Source organism: Candidatus Eremiobacterota bacterium (assembly GCA_031082125.1).
GTDB lineage: Bacteria > Vulcanimicrobiota > CADAWZ01 > CADAWZ01 > Ess09-12 > Ess09-12.
This window is the reverse complement of the sequence record JAVHLM010000001.1, coordinates 21,270-38,257: the sequence shown is the minus strand read 5'-3', so window position 1 is coordinate 38,257 and position 16,988 is coordinate 21,270. Positions and strand designations below refer to the sequence as shown.

Sequence of the window (16,988 nt, the reverse complement as noted above, 5' to 3'; positions counted from 1 at the left end):
AGCGGGAGAAGCACCGCTTCTGCCTCCGGTGGAATACATTGACTGACAATACTCTTAAAGAAATCAGCGCCCTCAGGGAGAAGACAAGCTGCCTGGTGGCCCTTGCAGGAAATCCCAACGTGGGAAAATCCACGATCTTCAACCATCTCACGGGCCTTGGCGTGATGACCGCCAATTACCCTGGAAAAACCGTGGAGCTCAACCTGGGAAGCACCCGCATAGGCGATGTCTCTGCAGGCATTATTGACCTTCCCGGCATCTATTCTCTCGGATGTATCTCCGATGACCAGTACGTGGCGCGCCAGACCCTGCTGGAAAACAGGTTCGACGCGGTCATCATGGTGCTGGATTCCACCAATCTTGCCCGCAATCTCTACATGCTGCTGCAGCTTGTTGATATGGGCTTCCCTGTCATTGCCGCCCTCAACCTCTCCGATGTGGCCGAGAAGAGCGGTCTTCAGACCGACATAAAGAAGCTGGAGAAGTACACGGGAGTGAAGGTGATTGCCACTTCGGCAGTATACGGCCAGGGGATCGAGGAGCTCATGCATGAAGCCCTCAAGCCGGAATGCACCGTGGAAACCTGCATGCGGCGCCATAATTATGGAACCGATATTGAGCATGAGATAGACAGTATTGCCGCCGCCCTTGAGAGGCTTCATATAGGGTTTCCCTATCCCCTCTCGTACAAGGCCTGCGCCCTTCTCCTTCTTGAAGGGGATCTGCAGTTCCTGGAGTTCCTTGAGAGCATGCCGGGAAGAGAGGAGGTCTTCTTGCTGCTGGGAAATGCCTGGAGAAAGATCCAGGACATCCATGGCGAGAACGCCTCTCTCTGGATAATAAGGGAGCGCCATGGCATCGCGGGGGAGATCGCTTCATCGGTACAGGCGAGGCAGAAGAAAAAGAAAGCCAACATGCTCTGGAAGCTCTCCACGGACCCTGTCATGGGCTTCCCTCTTCTCTTCGCCGTGTTCGGCCTTATCGTCTTCATCCTTTTTGAGGGCGGGAACACCCTTTCTGACGGCCTTACCACCCTCTGGTCAGCGTGGCTCTCTCCCCCCATCAATGCCGTCATTACCGGGATCGCCCATGCCTCCCTGTGGGCAAAGATACTCAGGTGGGGCTTTGACGACGGCCTTCTTGCCGCGGTGAGCGTGGGGATCCCCTATGTGCTGATCTTCTATTTCCTTCTCTCTTTCCTTGAAGATACCGGTTATCTGAACGCTGCGGCATTCCTCGTGGACAGGTTCCTCCATGCCGTGGGCCTCCATGGGAGGGCTTTCATCCCCCTGGCTGCAGCCATAGGATGCAACGTGCCCGCCGTAATCGGCACAAGGATCCTGACGTCGAAAAGGGAGAGGGTCATCGCGATCATTCTGATAGTCCTCATATCGTGCAGCGCCAGGACTGCCGTGATAATCGGCGCGGTGTCAAGGTTCCTGGGGTGGGGATGGGCGCTCTTGATATTTTTCATTGACGGCGCCATCGTGGTGGGGGCAGGGATGCTCATGCACCGCTACACGAGCGGTGAATCGGAAGGCTTTGTCATGGAGGTCTTTCCCCTCAGGTACCCCCACATGGGCACGGTCGTCAAAAAGACATGGGTGCGCTTTGCCGATTTCGTGTGGATTGCCACGCCTATTGTCGTAGCCGGAAGCATGGTGCTGGGCTGGCTTTATGAGACCGGTTTTATCTGGAAGCTCTCGCGGCCCCTCTCACCCGTCATCGAGGGGTGGCTCGGGCTGCCTCCCTTTGCGGGCCTCACCCTTCTTTTTGCCATACTCCGCAAGGAGCTTGCGCTGCAATTCCTGGTGACCCTTGCCGTGGCCCAGGAAGGGCATTCCATTGACAATCTCCTCCATATTATGACCAGGGAGCAGCTTTTCACCTTTACGCTCTTCAACACCCTCTATCTTCCATGCCTCGCGACGATTGCCGTGATCCAGAGGGAGCTGGGCCTGCGGTGGACAGTTGCCATACTGGGGGCAGTGCTGGCCTTCTCGGTCCTCTTCGTGGGACTGGTCCATCACCTGCTGCTCATGGCCGGTGTCTTTGCCATCCGATGAATCTCTCAGCTTTTCTGCGCCTTGAGTTTGTAGTCTGTTGCCCTGCCCATGCAGGGGTTGTTCTTGTAAAGCTTCATCCCGTAGGGCTTATCGCCTCCATGGTGCTCCGACGAGAAGACGGCGCAGGCCACGGTGGCTCCCTCTGCTTCCCCCTCATGATGACGGCAGACGCTGAAAGGTCTTCCCTCATGGGAGGACATTGCCTTCACTACAAGCTCAGGGGTAATGTCCCCGGGGTCTTTCACCGCGCCGAGGGTCTTCGAAAGGTACTTGTAGCGAGGTATCGAGGAAAGCTTCACATACTTGTCAAACTGGGGGAGATCCTTCATTTTGTCAAGGATGAGGTGGTTGGTATGGATATAAAGCCCCTTGATCTCTCTTATCTGTGCGTGAGAGGGCGTGAGCTCAATGGAAAAAGCCTTTTTCTCCTTCAGGGAAGCGACGATATGATGGCTCGCGAAAGCCCGCAGGGGATTCTGCGCTGCATTGAGGGCTTCATCTATTGTCTTTGATTCCATCACCATGCGGTGGATGAAATAGCGGGGAATTCCCGCCTTGACCTCCCGTGAGCCTATGTAGTTCGTCGTGAGCACGATGCCGTGCCTGTTGACTGCCGGGGCGTTCCCTTCCATGAAATCGGGGTAGGAGAGGCAGAGGAAATCATTGCCGCTCTCAGGGGCCGCCTTCATCACGAACATCAGGTCGGCATAATTGAAGTTGTGATCTTCGTTGTGGACTACGAGGAGGCGCTTTTCATCGCAGACCACCACCGTTGAGCAGCCCCCGGGGGGAACAGCGGTGTCCCGCTCCATGAAGGCATCCAGCTCAGGATTGCAGTTCACGGTGAAGAGATCGTCAAAGCCGACGCCGCTTCCCCAGGCCCACCCCTTCAGCTCTTCTATGACCTGCGAGGCATGCTCCTTCGAGGCTCCGAGCATCGTCTCATAGTTCTTTTTCCCGGGGCCTTCAGCATAGTCTCTGAGCCTTATCAGCCATTTCTGCCTCCGCTCAAGCCCCATTCCTATCTCCCCTGCAAAGGTCCTTCCGACAGAAAGGCCAATATCATAAGGTTTTCCCGAAGTGGTGAGGCAGGCGAAGCTTGTTTCGGTGGGAGGGGTATGGGAGGGTGCAGGGTCTCCCGCAAGGGCAAAAGCTCCTGAAAGGGGCGACCCGCCCGCTATGAGCCCCGGGATGAGCACGGCACTTCCCAGGCCTTTCATTAAAAACTCTCTTCTCGTGAGCATCGTGACTCCTTCCCGGCCTCTCTCCCCGAGGGACCCGTCGATGTGAAGTTCTTTCTGCCCGGGGCCTCATCCTCCTTCCCCGGAGAGGGTACGGGAGCAGAAGAAGAGAAGACTTATACCACTATCATGAATGAACAGGGGTGCAGAGGTGTTCAGTCTTCTTATCAGAAATGGCACCGTATGCGACGGTGACGGGACGCCTCCCTTTAAGGCCGATATTGCCGTGGGGGGCGATTGCATCGAGGCAGTCGGGAGCCTGGGAGGCGCTGCTGCGGGTGTTGAGATAGACGCCGAAGGCTGCGTCGTGGCGCCGGGATTCATTGATGTGCACTCTCACGCCGATCTTCACCTTCTCTCCGACGGCCTCTCCCTCCCCAAGCTCATGCAGGGAGTGACCACCGAGGTGGTAGGGAACTGCGGTCTTTCCCTCGTGCCTGCCCGCGCCGCCGACTCGAAGGCCCTGAGGGAATATCTCGAGGGTGTCCTGGGAAACTACGAGGTCCCTTTCATCGGCACGTCCCTTCCAGAATACATGGACGCTCTCGAGGAGCAGGGCACGGCAGTAAACGTTGCGTCACTGACAGCCCATGGCTCCCTCAGGAGAAAGGTGATGGGTCTTGAGAATGCACCTCCCTCGGGGGAGCACCTCGATGCGATGCGTGCCGGCGTTGAGGAAGCGATGGATGCAGGAGCTGCGGGGCTCTCCACGGGCCTGGCCTATCCCCCGGCGTTTTACGCGAAGACAGATGAGCTCACGGCGCTTTGCAAGGCTGTAGCCCGCCGCGGCGGCGTCTTCTCCATACATATCAGGAGCGAGGCCAATTTCCTCATCGAGTCGATTGAGGAAGCCCTTACCATCGCAAGAGAGTCAGGCGTGTCCATTGAGATATCCCACCTCAAGGCATACGGCGCCCACAACTGGCACAAGGCCGAGAAAGCCCTCATGGTCATTGAGCATGCCCGTGAGGAGGGAGTGGATGTCTCCTTTGACAGTTACCCCTACACCTATGGAAGCACCATCCTTGCCGCCCTGCTCCCGCCCGGTATTCTGAGCGACGGAGCGGACCTCGTGAGTCTCCTTGCCGACAGCGCCGTGAGGGAACGCATAAAGCGCGAGATCATGAACGAGTCGCCGGGCACGGAGAATTATGCCACTGCGCTGGGCTTTGACGGCCTCTGGAAGGCAATACTGTTTTCCGGCGGGAGCTCCGGTCTCAACGAGCGCTACGAGGGCATGCCTCTGGGTGATATTGCCGAGGCCTCTGGAGAAAGTCCTGTCGATGTCATCCTGAAACTCCTCCAGGACGAGGGAGGATCGGCAGCGATGCTTGTCAATGGCATGAACCAGGAGAATGTTGACGAGATAGCACGTCACCCTCTTCATATGTGGGGAAGTGACGGCCTTTACGGTGGAAAGCCCCACCCGAGAACCTACGGGACCTTTGCCAGGGTCCTTGAGGATTTCGTGTGCCGGAGGCAGGTCCTCACCCTCCCTGAAGCGGTGAGGCATATGACCTCCAGGCCTGCGGAGAAGTTCGGCCTCAAGGGAAGGGGCAGGCTTTCGAAAGGATATTTTGCCGACATTGCCATCTTCCGTCTCGATGAAGTGAGGGAAAGAGCCGCAATAAAGGAGCCCAGGCTTTTCCCCGAGGGCATCGAGGCAGTCATCGTCAACGGAAAGATAGCGGCATCAAAGGGGAGACCGACGGGGGAGAAGCCGGGAAGGATGCTGCGTAAAAGAGGCTAGGGAGCGCCATCCCGCGCGGGCTGAATCTTATTGGAGGAAGGATAGAAAAATGTCTATTGACAGCACACCGCAGACCCTGCAGATCATCGCAAAGGATTATTACCTCTGGCAGGCTGAGACATTCCCCGTTTCGTCGTCATACCTTGGCCTCCATACCTGGGATGACAGGCTTACAAACTATTCCCCCGGCGCTCTCTCGAGGCAGCGCTCCTATCTGGAGGCAACCCTTGACGATGTGCTCTCCATCAAGCCTGAGGGCTGGGAGAAGGATGACTATATCGACTGGCTCCTCTTCAGGGCGCAGGTGGAAGGGGCCTATTACCATGATATACTCCTCGATGAGTCCTCAACAAACCCGCAGGTCTATGTCAACGAGTGCTCCAATGCCATTTTTTCCCTGCTGAAAAAGGACTACGCCCCTGCGGCGGTCCGCGCGAAGGCTGCCGCGAAGCGTATGGCGGCCATGCCCGAGCTCATTGAGCAGGCGAAGAAGAACCTTACAAAGCCTGTGAAGCTCTTCATGAAGCTTGCCGCGTCTTCGGCCAGGGCTCTTAAGCCCCTTTTCACCGAGAGCCTCATGGCTATAGCCTGCGACCTGCCCGCCGAGGAGCGCAGGAACCTCGAGGAAAAAAGGGACAAGGCCCTTGAGGCCCTCAAGGACTTTGGCGAATGGCTGGAAGGGCCCCTTCCCGGCGCCCAGGAATTCAAGCCCATGGGAAGGGACAATTACAACTTTCTCCTCTCCCATTCCCTCCTTCTGCCCTACGATGCTGACGAGCTCATAAGCCTTGCGAAGGCCGAGCTCGTGAGGGCCCGGGCCCTTGAGTCGTGGCTCGACGACCCGGGGAAAGCCAACCCTGATCCATCGAGGAGCCCCAGGATTCCCGCCACGCAGCAGGAGTTTCTGAAGGTCTATGAGAGCCGCCAGGGAGAGATTATCGAGCACCTGAAGAAGAAAAGGCTTGTCACCCTTCCCGAGTCCCTGGGGTCCTTTTACATAAGGGAGCTTCCCGCCCCCTTCAGGCCCACGTCGCCGGGAGGATTCATGAACCCGCCCGGCCTCTATGACAGCGATACCTCGGGCTTTTACTTCATTCCCTCCTATTCCCCCGACTCTCCCAACTTTTACATAAGGGCCGCCATCGAGGAGCCCAGGCCCATCCTGGCCCACGAGGGGATTCCCGGCCATTTTCTCCAGATATCGCGGGCCTACGCACAAGCAAATGAGATAAGGAAGCATCACCACGACGGTGTCTTTGTCGAGGGGTGGGCCCTCTATACCGAGGAGATGCTGATGAGGACAGGGCTTTATGAGCATCACTCGGCAGGCGAGGGTCAGGTGCTCCGCCTGTCGAGGTACAGGGCGGCACGGATAGAGGTCGATGTAAACCTTCACACGGGCACCTGGAGCCTTGATGAGGCCGTAGAGCACTTCGCCGCGGCGGGAGGCCTCGACAGGGAGGCTGCCGAGGGAGAGGCCGCCGGGGCGGCCACGAGGCCTCTGCAGAAAATAACTTACACCACCGGGAAGTACCAGCTCATGGGGCTCCTTGGGCGCTGCCGCGACAAGGATGGCGACACTTTCAGGCTGGGGGAGTTTCACGACAGGCTCCTCTCTTACGGGAGCCTTCCCGTTTCCATCCTGGAATGGATCATGCTTGACAACAGGACCCTCCTTGACAGGGCCCTCGAGAAGCGCACCGAGACGGAAGTCCTCTTCAGGTGCGAGGCATAGTGCTGAACGGGCCTTTCAATGACGTGCCAGGAAGCTTCCCGGTAGGAAATGGTGCCGCTGGCGTATAATATACCCGGGAGTGCAATTTGCGTCATTACAGGGAGAGACTGACGAATGAAAGAGAGCCAGGTGAGTCATTATGAGCAGTGACCCGGTTTTTTCCTACAGGGTGCCGGGCCTTTCCAGGGCTGTCTCTTCGCTTGTCGCAACAGTGGTGACAGGATTGACGGGCGAGGAGTCACCGCCGGACAGCGAAACACTTGATGCCACCGCAGCTATCATTATGAAAAGGCTTGTCATGATGCCCCATTTCCTTGGCTATCCCATGATGATGGCCACGGTATTCTTTGACGCGGCAGGCTTTTTCTTCGCTGTGAAGCCATTCCACAGCCAGTCCCTGGCCCGGCGCACCAGGCAGATAAGGAAATGGCGGAGCTTTCCTGTGAGCTTTTTCGGAAACTTCGTTGATTTTTATGAAAAGATGAGCACCTTTGTCTATTTCTCCTATCTCGAGGAGCACAGAGGATGCGGGAAGAGCGTGGCTTCAGCATGAGTGAAAAGAGGATGGAGTGTGAATACCTGGTCGTCGGCTCGGGCCCGGGCGGTGCCACGACGGCTGCCCTCCTCGCCGGGGGAGGCCGGGACGTGCTGATGGCCGAGGAAGGGGGCAATTACCGCCTTGACTCGGCAGAGGCCTATTCCCTTCTCGAGATGGATCAGAAATACCGCAACAGCGGCCTCACCCCTTCCTTCGGCAAGACGAAGGTCACTTATATCGAGGGCCGCTGCGTGGGCGGAGGAAGCGAGATTAACGCCGCCCTCTGCCACCTTCCCATGGAATGCACCATTGAAGAGTGGCGGAAAGACTTCAAAATAGAAGAATTCTCCTACGGAGCCCTGGAGCCCCACTTCAGGGAGATTGACAAGGATTTTACCGTCTCGCCGATTCCCTACGGCCTGGATGCGGCATCGCGAAGGATCAAGGAAGGCGCCGCCGCCCTGGGGTGGGCCTCCGACGAGGTGAAGCGCTTCTGGCGTTACCCTGAGAATGCGGGCCTTGAAAATACCGGCATCCGCCAGTCCATCACCGAGACGATGGTCCCGAAGGCCCTGGCTTCAGGGTGCCGTCTTGAGGCCGACCTCTGGATAGAAAAGCTCATAATGTCGGGAAACCGGGCCGTCTCGGCAGTGGGAATAGAGAAGAGCGGTGACGGCCGAAGGGAGAAAGTGCGTATCGATTTCAAGAACGTGGTGGTCTGCGGGGGGCCTTCGCAGACTCCGGTGCTCCTCCAGAGGAGCGGCATCGGAGGCCTCGTGGGAAAGTCCTTTGTGCTTCACCCCATGGTGAGAATGCCCGCCCGCTTCAATGAAGAGATCAACGAGTGCGCCTCATACGGGGTGCCGGTGCAGCAGGTCGTGGAGTTCAAGCCCGCGATGACCCTTGGCTGCTCGGTGAGCACCCTTCCTCACCTTGCGATGTGGATGGGTGAAGACGTGGAGGACCGCATGGGCAGACTCAGGGAATGGCGCACCATGACCCTTTTTTATGTGCTGGTCAAAGGGAATGCGAGGGGCTCGGTGAAGAATGTGCCGGGATTCAACGAGGCCTTTGTGTCATATCCTCTCAATGAGAAAGATCTGAAACAGCTGGGAGAGGGTCTTTACCTTCTGGGCAAGCTTCTTTTCACGGTGGGCGCCCTGGAGATCCTGAGCCCTGTCCTTGGCATGCGGCCCTTCAGGAAGCTCGAGGACCTGGAACTTCTCAGGCAGGGCCTTCCCCACGCAAAAATGACGGTCTCGACCATCCATATCTTCAGCTCATGCCCCATGGGAGAAGACAGGAGCCGCTGCGTCGTAGACTCTTTCGGAAAGCTCCATGGCTATCAGAACATCTGGCTCAACGACGCGAGCATTCTCCCCGACGCCACGGGGGTGAACCCTCAGGCCACCGTGATGGCCGTAGCCAGGAGGAACGCTTTGAAAATGCTGGGCTAGGGATCGCCTGAGCGAAGCTTCCCCGGCCGGTGTCCTTAACCGATGCCGGGGCATATTTTCTGACCGCGAAAGGAGTGAGATTCTGTGAACAAGACAATTATCATTGCTCTTCTTGTGCTGGTGACTCTCCTCGCCGGCTGTTCCCAGTCGAAAGAATACCAGCCCGGCGCGCCGGCGCCGCCCTTGCAGTCCGAGAAAAAAACGGCCGTTTCCGTTCAGGATGAGCAGGCCCGGGAAATGGATAAGCAGAAAGCGGGAGAGGGCCGCGAAGAGGCCGGCGGGCGGATGATCGTCTATACCGTCGAGCTCTCCCTGGAAGTAAAAGATGTCGATGCGGCTTTCAAAACCCTTGATGCCATGGTGAAGGAGTCAAAAGGATATCTTGTCTCCTCCTCGGTGAGCAGGGGAGACGAAAAGTACAGGACGGCGCGCATGGCGGTAAGAGTTCCGTCGGGCAGCCTCACTCCCTTTGTGGACAAGGTCTCACAGGTGGGAGAGATGCTCTCCCAGCAGAAGACAGGCCAGGATGTCACGGAGGAATATGTTGACAGCTCGGCCCGCTTCACGAACATGAAGCTTGAAGAGGCGAAATACCAGGAGATGTTCAAGGCGGCGCAGTCCGTTGACGACATGCTCAAGGTAAGGCGTGAGCTCGGCCGAGTCCGCGGTGATATTGAAGCCCTTGAGGGAAGGCTCAAGTTTCTCAAGAGCAGCGCGGACATGGCCACCGTCAACATTTCTCTGACGCAGAGCCGCATTGAAGCGCCGCGCTCCTTCTGGAACTTCGGAAAGACCGCGGAAAGCGCTTTCACGACGCTGAAATACCTGGTGAAATTCCTTGCGGATGTCGTAATCTTTCTTGTCATTCTCATTCCATTTTTTGTGCTTGCCCTGCTGTTCTTCAGGGGGCTCGGGATATTAAGGGGGGTCCTGTTCCCGAAAAAGAAGAAGCCAGATTCCTCCGAGCAGTCAAAGGAGTGACTGCTGGAATCAGGAGCCCGGGGGAATTCTCCCGGTCGATGAGAAGGTGCTGCGCACAATGCACAGATTGATAAACAGCTTATTGAACCTCTTCATGGGGGGTGTTGCAGGCAGTGCTTCGCAGGGACTCTTCCTCCGGAAGGGCTTCAAAAGGCGTCACCGTCACTCAAGCTCCATATTCTCGGAGCTGTCACAGGCTTCAATATCAATCATGAGTGGCTCAGGCGAGCCTTCTCCCCTGATGTGGAGCTCCCCCTGCCTTATCGCGAAGAGGGAGGCCAGGGCATCCGAGAGCTCAGCCCGGGTGAAAATCCTGTCAAAAAAGAGATCCTGCCAGACCATGACAGTGCCTTCTTTGTCATCGCGGAGAAAAGATCCTTCCCGGTCACAGGTAACGCTTTTTCCTCCTGTGTACCTCGACAGTGACGCCGTGGACTTCATTTTCGAAGCACGGGAAGGCCTTGTCGAATTTCTCCCAGGAGGCCGGAGATGGTGTCTCCGCCGATGCTCATGGAGCCCCACCTCCTGTCAGCCTCCTTGCCTTGTGGATTCCTTTTTGTTACAATTGACTCAAGGCTGAAGGGTGCACCCGGGGGGACATGCTTCAATGAGTCTGGATGACTTGATAAAAATCGTGCTGCAGCAGCCCATATACGGTTTTTTTGCCTTGTTGATTATCGCCGGAATCATAGGCTCATTCTATGCCGAGCTCTATGAAACAAAAAGGATTGCTTTCTTTCATGACGCGGTCAGGGCGATAGAATATGGCAACATTGATGATCTCAAAGCGCTTCTTGCACAGCACCCGGAGTGCATAAACGCCTCAGACAGGCGAAAATACTGGAGACTGATCCATTATGCGGCTGCTGAGGGATACATAGATATGGTGGATTATCTCATCTCGCAGGGAGCAGAGGTGAATGCTTCATCACCGCACGGCACACCTTTAACCTGCGCTCTCAAGGGAAATCATATGGATGTTGCCGACCTTCTGCGATCCTGCGGGGCGAAAGAATAACCGCGCCGTCACAGGGCAGCACAATGAGAATCTCTGCTGAACCCGGCGGGAGGCCTTAATGTATCTGCTGAAAGGATGGCGGAATGAAGATGGAGCATGGTAAGTGCTGCGGGAGAGAGGTCACCTCTCCTTCTCAGCGCTTCACGCAGGGCAGCAGGTAACGCTTTTTCCCCATGTGCTCCTCGACAGTGACGCCGTGGACCTCGTTTTCAAAGCCTGGGAAGCTGTTGTCAAACTCCTCGCATGAGGCCAGGAAGGGGATAATCTGCCGTGCCTGCCCGCCGAACTGCTCTCCCGGCATGATGACGGGAATACCGGGAGGGTAGGGGACTGCCATCACGGCTGAGACCCGGCCTTCCAGATCCCCGAGGGGCACTTTCTCCACGCGGCCTTTCACGAGGTGCTCGTAAGCTTTGACAGGAAGCATCACCTGCGGGGGGAGGGAGTCATAGACATCCCTCATGATGGCCGTTATTTTCCCTTCCTTGAGGTGGTGATGCATTCTCTCGCAGAGATCGGCAAGCCCCAGGCCTCTGTAAAAGTCAGGGTGAGCTTCCACGAGGTCGGGGAAGACCTCGGAAAGGGGGGCATTGCCGTCATAGAGCCTCTTGAACTCAAGGAGCTTCGAGAGAAGAGTCCCTGATTTTCCCTTGGTGATCCCTATGGTGTAAAGGATAAGGAAAGAATAGTGGCCTGTCTTCTCTACGACGATGCCCCTGCTCCTCAGGAAGCGGCTTACGAGGGCGGCAGGGATCCCTCCCTTTTTCGCAAGGGTCCCCTTATGGTCAATGCCGGGGGTGATGACTGTCACCTTGATGGGATCGAGCATGGCATACCCGTTCTCCATTCCGCCGAAGCCGTGCCAGTCATCGCCGGGTCCTGCATCCCAGTAACGGCTCTCCCTGATGAGCTCTTTTTCATCGATCTCCTCGAGCCTTTTCACCGCGCCGCCGCGGGTTTTGACCGAGGAAGGCTGCCACAGGTCAAACCACCATCCATGCTCCCGGGCTATCTCATCCTTGAGGAGGAGCATTTTTTTCCTGAAGATGATGGCTTCCTCAAGGGTCTCCTCGATAAGGATCCTGCCGCCCTGGTCCTCCATCATGCGCGAGGCCACGTCAAGAGAGGCGATGACGAGGTACTGGGGCGACGTGGAGGTGTGCATCATAAAGGCTTCGTTGAAACGGTCAAAATCGACGGGAGCTTTCCCGTGCCTCACATGGATCATTGATGCCTGCGAGAGCGAGGCGAGGACCTTGTGCGTTGACTGCGTGGCAAAAACGGCGGGGCTGCCGTCGCTTCTCGCCGTATCGTGCATCCCGAACCTCCCATGGTAGAGGGGATGGAATTTTGCATAACCGAACCATGCCTCGTCAAAGTGAAGGGATTCAGTGAGGCCATCAAGCTTCCGCTTTATCTGGTCGGCATGGTAGCAGATGCCGTCGTAGGTTGAGTTGGTGATGACCGTGTGGGTGACGCTACGCTCTTTGGTAATGAGAGGGCTTGTCTTCAGCTTTTTTTCCATGGCCTTCCCGGCGAACTCCCCGGGGTGAATGGGCCCGATTATCCCGTAGGCGTTCCTGGTGGGCATGAGATAAAGGGGGATGGCACCTGTCATGATGACGCCATGCATGACTGACTTGTGGCAGTTGCGGTCGATGAGCACGACATCACCGGCGGTGAGACAGGCATGCATGACTATCTTGTTGGATGTGGAATTCCCGTTTGTCACGAAGAAGGTCCTGTCTGCGCCGAAAACACGGGCGGCGTGCTCTTCGGCTTTTCCCACGGCTTCCGTATGCTCGAGGAGTGATCCCAGTTCCGGCACCGATATGGAAAGGTCGCTCCTGAAGGCGTTCTCCCCGAGAAAGTCAAAAAAAATCTTTCCTGACGGCGACTTGAGGAATGCCACGCCTCCCATGTGGCCGGGAGTGTGCCATGAGTAGCGGCATTCCTTCACATATCTGGCGAGGCCCTTGAAAAAAGGGGGCAGCAGGGAGTCGTAGTATTCCTGGATGGCAATGTCAATGCGGCCGGCAATAAAATCGGCAGTGTCCTCCATCTTCCAGATATAGCCGCTGATTCTGGAGATGACGGCGAGGGGTATGTCCTTGACGGTGAGCTTTTCCGTGAAGATGAAAAGGGGTATGGCGCCGTTTCTCCCGCGCACGAAGCTGATAAAGCTCCCGGCGCCCTCGTCGCCGATGTCCCAGTCAAGGAGGATGCAGCATATGCCCGGCTCGGCGATGAAATGCCAGCGCCCGTCCTCGATGGTTGTCGCCTGGAGGACCGTGACGCCCATCTTCTCGATTTCCCTGACGATGGCACGGAGAATCTCGCCCTCGGTGGTCGGGGCCCTCAGCTGATCATCTATGATGAGAATGGAGTAGTCTTCTGTCCACTTCATGGGCCATACCTCACAGGGCCGCCGGTGAATGGTACCTGGGCCTGCCTCTCTTATGGGTTAAAAAGGAACCACAGGAACATTCCTTGCGGTGCTCCCTTTTCCCTTCCCGCGGGAGCCGGCGGCACGCTGCCCGCCTGTAAAAATATTTTATTAACCAACCGGTTGGGGGAATAAAATAAGGCGTACCCATGTAATATCAATGAAACCGATTGACAGCAGATGACCTTGGAGAAAACAAGGCCGAACATGTCAGGAAGGGAGACTCAAAAATGGATACAGTCATATCGCTCCTTCTGGTGAACATACTCTGCATCATCTGGATCCCTCTTTTCTGGCACTTTGACGGGATGAAAGCACAGAAGCAGATTGCACGGGCTATTTTTGAAAAGTCGGGACCTCAGCTGCAGTTTTGCACCGTGAGGCCTTTACCGGGGCGCCGAGCCCGATCTCATTGAACAGGCCCCGGGCAATGAGCTGAGAGCTCAGGCGGAGGCCTGCCTGGAAGGGTGTATAAACCGTGAGATATGGGGTCATGTCGCATGGAGCGTAAAAACGGGCAGGTCTCTCCCTGAGCTCCTGATTCAGTTCTGAAAGAGAAAAGGCTCTCATCATATGTGAAATGAGGGCCTTTTGTTTCAGTGACGCCCCGCGATTTTTCCCGGGAAAGAGCACTTGGAAACTGATGCCGATGGAAAGTATGGGGCCCGGGTCAGAAACTGAAGCCGTCAGAAGGTGGCTCGTCGTCCTGCCCGCCGGCATCTCCCTCTTTACTGCGGCGCCCCCGGCCTCTTGCTATAAAAAGCGCTGCTGCAGTAACGGCAGCCACAATGACAATAATCAGCATGATTACCAGAGGATCGGAGAAGTCAAGCTCATTGCGGATCCTTTGAGGGACGCTCCGGGAGGGTGATGGCGGTGGAGAATAGGTGAAAGCCGTCGGTCCCGTCGATGCCGCGGTGGGGGAGACAGACATCGGCGGGGCAGTGGCGGAAGGCATCGGGGCAGTGGCGGAAGGCATCGGGGCAGTGGCGGAAGGGCCCGGGGGAGTTGGCGGAGTGAATGCAAGGGGCTTTTCTTCAAAGACAAGAAGGGCATTGCTGATATTTCTCCCCGGCGGGGTGATATAGGTGCCTTTGTACCAGAGCGAGCTTGATGCTCCCCCGTCCAGGTTGATGGCATCGGTGCATCCAAGCTCCTTCATGACTTTTGCGAGCTCCCTTATGGTTCCCGCCGTCGTGACAAGGAGAAGGCGCCCGTCAGAGGTCACCCCCATGGCGCTCCGCTGGCACGACAATGTGAGAATCTTGGGATCTGAGAAGCCTTCGCCTGCAGGGTCGGGGCACACGGTGCCGTTTCTCAGCAGAAGAGGTCCCACCTCGAGGGCCTCCCGGACTTTCTCCCACCCGCTCAGGGGCATCCTGTCCTTGCGGGATATCCGGTACTCCACGCGGTCGCCCGGCGTGAATTTCTGATGGAGAATATGGTACAGGTTCTTGTAATAGATGACGAATCCGTCGCGGGGGATGAGCTGTGAGCCTCCCTGGGCCACTTTTTTCACCACGCCGCCGGACACGACAACCTGCACTCCGTCACTGAGGCCCGTCGATGAGCCCCACCTGGGAGTAAATATAGTGATGGTGTCTGCCGTGGGATACCTGTTGAGCCAGTAGGCAAACCACCCATTGGGGTAGGAATAGCTCCCGTTTATCGAGCCCTCAATGGTGAACTTCACCCTCTCCATTTTCATCTCATTTGATGAGGTAAAGCCGCAGAGTGTGCCTACTTTACCCACGTGGACAATGGTGCCCTCATGGATGATGGTATGGTTGGGATTCTTTATAGGATTGCTGGTGTATGCCTCAAAGAAGGTGCCGTTAATGGCGGCGACGGCCTTATGGCGCTCTGCGATGCTTTTAAGCTCCTCGGTGTGCCCCACGAGATCATCGGCAAGGCCCACCTTCACCGTGGCATCAGAGAGCTTCACCTCAAGAACATTGGCTTCACGGAAAGAGCCTCCCACAGGCACTTTTTTCCGAAGGAATTGCACCGCGTCGGCGCAATGCACGGTACAGACTCCGGTCTTCAAGGTGAGTAAGCCCGCGATAAAAAGGGCCAGCACCACGGGCAGCCTCTGCATAGCGCTGAAAGAGCGGGGGGGCTCCATGGGAGAGTTAGCCGCCATTGCTGCCGGGTGAGTCTTTCACCGGGTGGTAGCGGACTTCCGCCGAGATGTTCTTGAAGGACTTGTTCTCCTGAAGGTAGTCTTTCAGCACATCAAAGACCTTCCCGTATTTCTTGAGGATCGTGCCTGTCTTGAACCAGGATTTCCGGTGGGTGTAATTATCCATGTTCACCCTGAGGGTGAGCTTTTCAAAGTCTTTCCGGGGATAATCCCTGCCTTCGTAATTTACGGTGGTGATGCGCTCCCCTTCGGGCAGGCTCCGGTCATATTGAAGCGTCAGGCCCGAGAAGAGGGTGTAATTTCCCTTGTAACCGTCACGGAAGGCCGTTTCCAGGTAGCCAAGCACACCGGCGCCGTTTGTTTTTACCTGGATAAGCTCGTTGTCGAAGGGATAGACCTCGAAGAGATCCCCAAGGGTGATGGGGCCTTTCGGTATGCCGCCCCTGAGGGAGAACATGCTTGAAAGGGCAAGGTCTGCATCTTTTTTCTGGGCATCCACGAAAAGATTCGTAAGGTTTGTGGGGAGCACGCGCTCGTCGTACATTGCAAGATCCTCATCGGTGTGGGCCAGCACTTTTTCCTTCAGGGGCCGGAACTTTTCCATGTAGGGAGCAAGAATCTTTTCCACCTGGGGATCGGCTTCAATTTTAGAAGTGATAGGCATGAGGCGGGCATCGCAGGAGACCATGGTGCCCTTTTCCCTGTTGAAGACAAGCTCCACCTCTCCCAGGTAATCACCTTCGCCGCCAGCCTGCACGATGAGGGTATCCTTCACCTTTTCCCCTTTTTCCATAGCCGTGTGGGAGTGCGAGCCCACGATGACGTCAATGCCCTTGACGGATTCTGCGACTTCCCTGTCCTTGTCATAGCCAAGGTGGGAGAGGAGCACCACCATGTCGGCCTTCTCGTCATTTTTGAGCATGGTGACATATTTTTCGATGGAGGGAAGGGGCTCTTCTATCTTCACGCTCCCCTTTTCCGGCGAGCTGTTCGCAGTCATTTTTGAAGTGATGCCGACAATTCCGATTTTCAGACCTTTTCTCTCAACAAGCACGTAAGGCTTCACTGCTCTGAGGCTTTTCTCCTCGGTGAGATCGGTAAGATTTGCCGCCACGACAGGGGAACCGATTTCTTTCGCCAGGGAAGCGAATTTTTTTGAGCCCCAGCTCAGGTCATGGTTACCCAGGGCAATGGCGTCGGGCTTGATTTCATGATACGCATTGCTCACTATCTTGCCGTCCGTGTACTTGCTGTAAAAGCCGCCGTCAAAGAAATCCCCGCCGTCGAGGGTAATGGTCCCCTCGGGGTTTTCCGCCCTTTTCTTTTTTATCTCGCTGGCTGTCCTGGCAATACCGCCGGTAATGGCCTCGTCTCCTTCGGGCTTGTGCTCGTCAACATAGCCATGGCAGTCATTGGTATGGAGAATAGTAAGCTTGACCTCAGGCCCCCCGGAGGCGGCTTCAAAAGAGTCGGAAGGGAGAGGCTCCTCTTTCAGGGCCTGCCGGACCTCGCCTGCAGCGGGGCGGGAAGGGTGGGCGGAAGCTGGTATTTCGGGAATATTCATGGTATCACGCTCATTCTCGTTTATTTTCCACTCCCCCATAGCCGGGCAG

Annotated in this window: 13 protein-coding genes; 8 read left to right on the top strand and 5 right to left on the bottom strand. The window is 56.6% G+C overall.

Translation table 11 applies throughout. The features are described from left to right. The first annotated feature begins 38 nt into the window (after positions 1-38). A complete protein-coding gene (gene feoB, locus RDV48_00140; GenBank protein ID MDQ7821176.1) occupies positions 39-2,066 on the top strand; it encodes a ferrous iron transport protein B in 2,028 nt (675 codons plus the stop codon). 5 nt (positions 2,067-2,071) lie between these two features. Here the strand turns inward: feoB and RDV48_00135 are convergent, their stop codons facing one another. Beyond that, a complete protein-coding gene (locus RDV48_00135) occupies positions 2,072-3,310 on the bottom strand; it encodes a C45 family peptidase (protein ID MDQ7821175.1) in 1,239 nt (412 codons plus the stop codon). 148 nt (positions 3,311-3,458) lie between these two features. Here RDV48_00135 and RDV48_00130 point away from each other — a divergent pair, with 148 nt between their 5' ends. From RDV48_00130 to RDV48_00110, 5 genes are all read left to right on the top strand, one after another. Continuing rightward, positions 3,459-5,057 carry a D-aminoacylase gene (locus RDV48_00130; GenBank protein MDQ7821174.1) on the top strand — a complete coding sequence of 533 codons (1,599 nt, stop codon included), beginning with the start codon at positions 3,459-3,461 and terminating at the stop codon, positions 5,055-5,057. 49 nt (positions 5,058-5,106) lie between these two features. Continuing rightward, complete coding sequence (locus RDV48_00125; protein ID MDQ7821173.1) at positions 5,107-6,792, top strand: DUF885 domain-containing protein; 1,686 nt, start codon at positions 5,107-5,109, stop codon at positions 6,790-6,792. Positions 6,793-6,931: 139 nt separating this feature from the next. Next, on the top strand, positions 6,932-7,345 hold the full coding sequence (locus RDV48_00120; GenBank protein MDQ7821172.1) for a hypothetical protein: 414 nt from the start codon (positions 6,932-6,934) through the stop codon (positions 7,343-7,345). After that, entirely contained in the window at positions 7,318-8,787 is a 1,470-nt protein-coding gene (locus RDV48_00115; protein ID MDQ7821171.1) for a GMC family oxidoreductase, read from the top strand. Before RDV48_00120 ends, RDV48_00115 begins: the two co-directional genes overlap by 28 nt. An 84-nt stretch (positions 8,788-8,871) precedes the next feature. Continuing rightward, positions 8,872-9,768 carry a DUF4349 domain-containing protein gene (locus RDV48_00110; GenBank protein ID MDQ7821170.1) on the top strand — a complete coding sequence of 299 codons (897 nt, stop codon included), beginning with the start codon at positions 8,872-8,874 and terminating at the stop codon, positions 9,766-9,768. A 162-nt stretch (positions 9,769-9,930) separates the two neighbouring features. On the opposite strand, the gene RDV48_00105 is transcribed toward RDV48_00110, so the two are convergent. Then, positions 9,931-10,110, bottom strand: coding sequence for a hypothetical protein (locus tag RDV48_00105; protein MDQ7821169.1), 180 nt, complete (start codon positions 10,108-10,110; stop codon positions 9,931-9,933). Positions 10,111-10,375: 265 nt separating this feature from the next. On the opposite strand from RDV48_00105, the gene RDV48_00100 reads away from it, so the two are divergent. After that, positions 10,376-10,786 (top strand): ankyrin repeat domain-containing protein, encoded by a 411-nt coding sequence (locus RDV48_00100; protein ID MDQ7821168.1) that lies wholly within the window; start codon positions 10,376-10,378, stop codon positions 10,784-10,786. Positions 10,787-10,919: 133 nt separating this feature from the next. On the opposite strand, the gene RDV48_00095 is transcribed toward RDV48_00100, so the two are convergent. Then, positions 10,920-13,193, bottom strand: coding sequence for an Orn/Lys/Arg decarboxylase N-terminal domain-containing protein (locus RDV48_00095; protein ID MDQ7821167.1), 2,274 nt, complete (start codon positions 13,191-13,193; stop codon positions 10,920-10,922). Between the two features lie 269 nt (positions 13,194-13,462). On the opposite strand from RDV48_00095, the gene RDV48_00090 reads away from it, so the two are divergent. After that, on the top strand, positions 13,463-13,648 hold the full coding sequence (locus RDV48_00090; GenBank protein MDQ7821166.1) for a hypothetical protein: 186 nt from the start codon (positions 13,463-13,465) through the stop codon (positions 13,646-13,648). Between the two features lie 254 nt (positions 13,649-13,902). Here the strand turns inward: RDV48_00090 and RDV48_00085 are convergent, their stop codons facing one another. Next, positions 13,903-15,375 (bottom strand): phosphodiester glycosidase family protein, encoded by a 1,473-nt coding sequence (locus RDV48_00085; GenBank protein ID MDQ7821165.1) that lies wholly within the window; start codon positions 15,373-15,375, stop codon positions 13,903-13,905. Then, positions 15,365-16,939, bottom strand: coding sequence for a bifunctional UDP-sugar hydrolase/5'-nucleotidase (locus RDV48_00080; GenBank protein MDQ7821164.1), 1,575 nt, complete (start codon positions 16,937-16,939; stop codon positions 15,365-15,367). The genes RDV48_00085 and RDV48_00080 overlap by 11 nt, the downstream gene beginning before the upstream one ends. Positions 16,940-16,988 lie beyond the last annotated feature (49 nt).

Bases quoted from the DNA above. Each gene is read 5' to 3' on its own strand.
- RDV48_00100 (MDQ7821168.1), top strand. From the start codon at position 10,376: ATGAGTCTGGATGACTTGATAAAAATCGTGCTGCAGCAGCCCATATAC.
- RDV48_00115 (MDQ7821171.1), top strand. From the start codon at position 7,318: ATGCGGGAAGAGCGTGGCTTCAGCATGAGTGAAAAGAGGATGGAGTGT.
- RDV48_00120 (MDQ7821172.1), top strand. From the start codon at position 6,932: ATGAGCAGTGACCCGGTTTTTTCCTACAGGGTGCCGGGCCTTTCCAGG.
- RDV48_00080 (MDQ7821164.1), bottom strand. From the start codon at position 16,939: ATGAATATTCCCGAAATACCAGCTTCCGCCCACCCTTCCCGCCCCGCT.
- RDV48_00085 (MDQ7821165.1), bottom strand. From the start codon at position 15,375: ATGGCGGCTAACTCTCCCATGGAGCCCCCCCGCTCTTTCAGCGCTATG.
- RDV48_00095 (MDQ7821167.1), bottom strand. From the start codon at position 13,193: ATGAAGTGGACAGAAGACTACTCCATTCTCATCATAGATGATCAGCTG.
- RDV48_00090 (MDQ7821166.1), top strand. From the start codon at position 13,463: ATGGATACAGTCATATCGCTCCTTCTGGTGAACATACTCTGCATCATC.
- RDV48_00135 (MDQ7821175.1), bottom strand. From the start codon at position 3,310: ATGCTCACGAGAAGAGAGTTTTTAATGAAAGGCCTGGGAAGTGCCGTG.
- RDV48_00125 (MDQ7821173.1), top strand. From the start codon at position 5,107: ATGTCTATTGACAGCACACCGCAGACCCTGCAGATCATCGCAAAGGAT.
- RDV48_00105 (MDQ7821169.1), bottom strand. From the start codon at position 10,110: ATGGTCTGGCAGGATCTCTTTTTTGACAGGATTTTCACCCGGGCTGAG.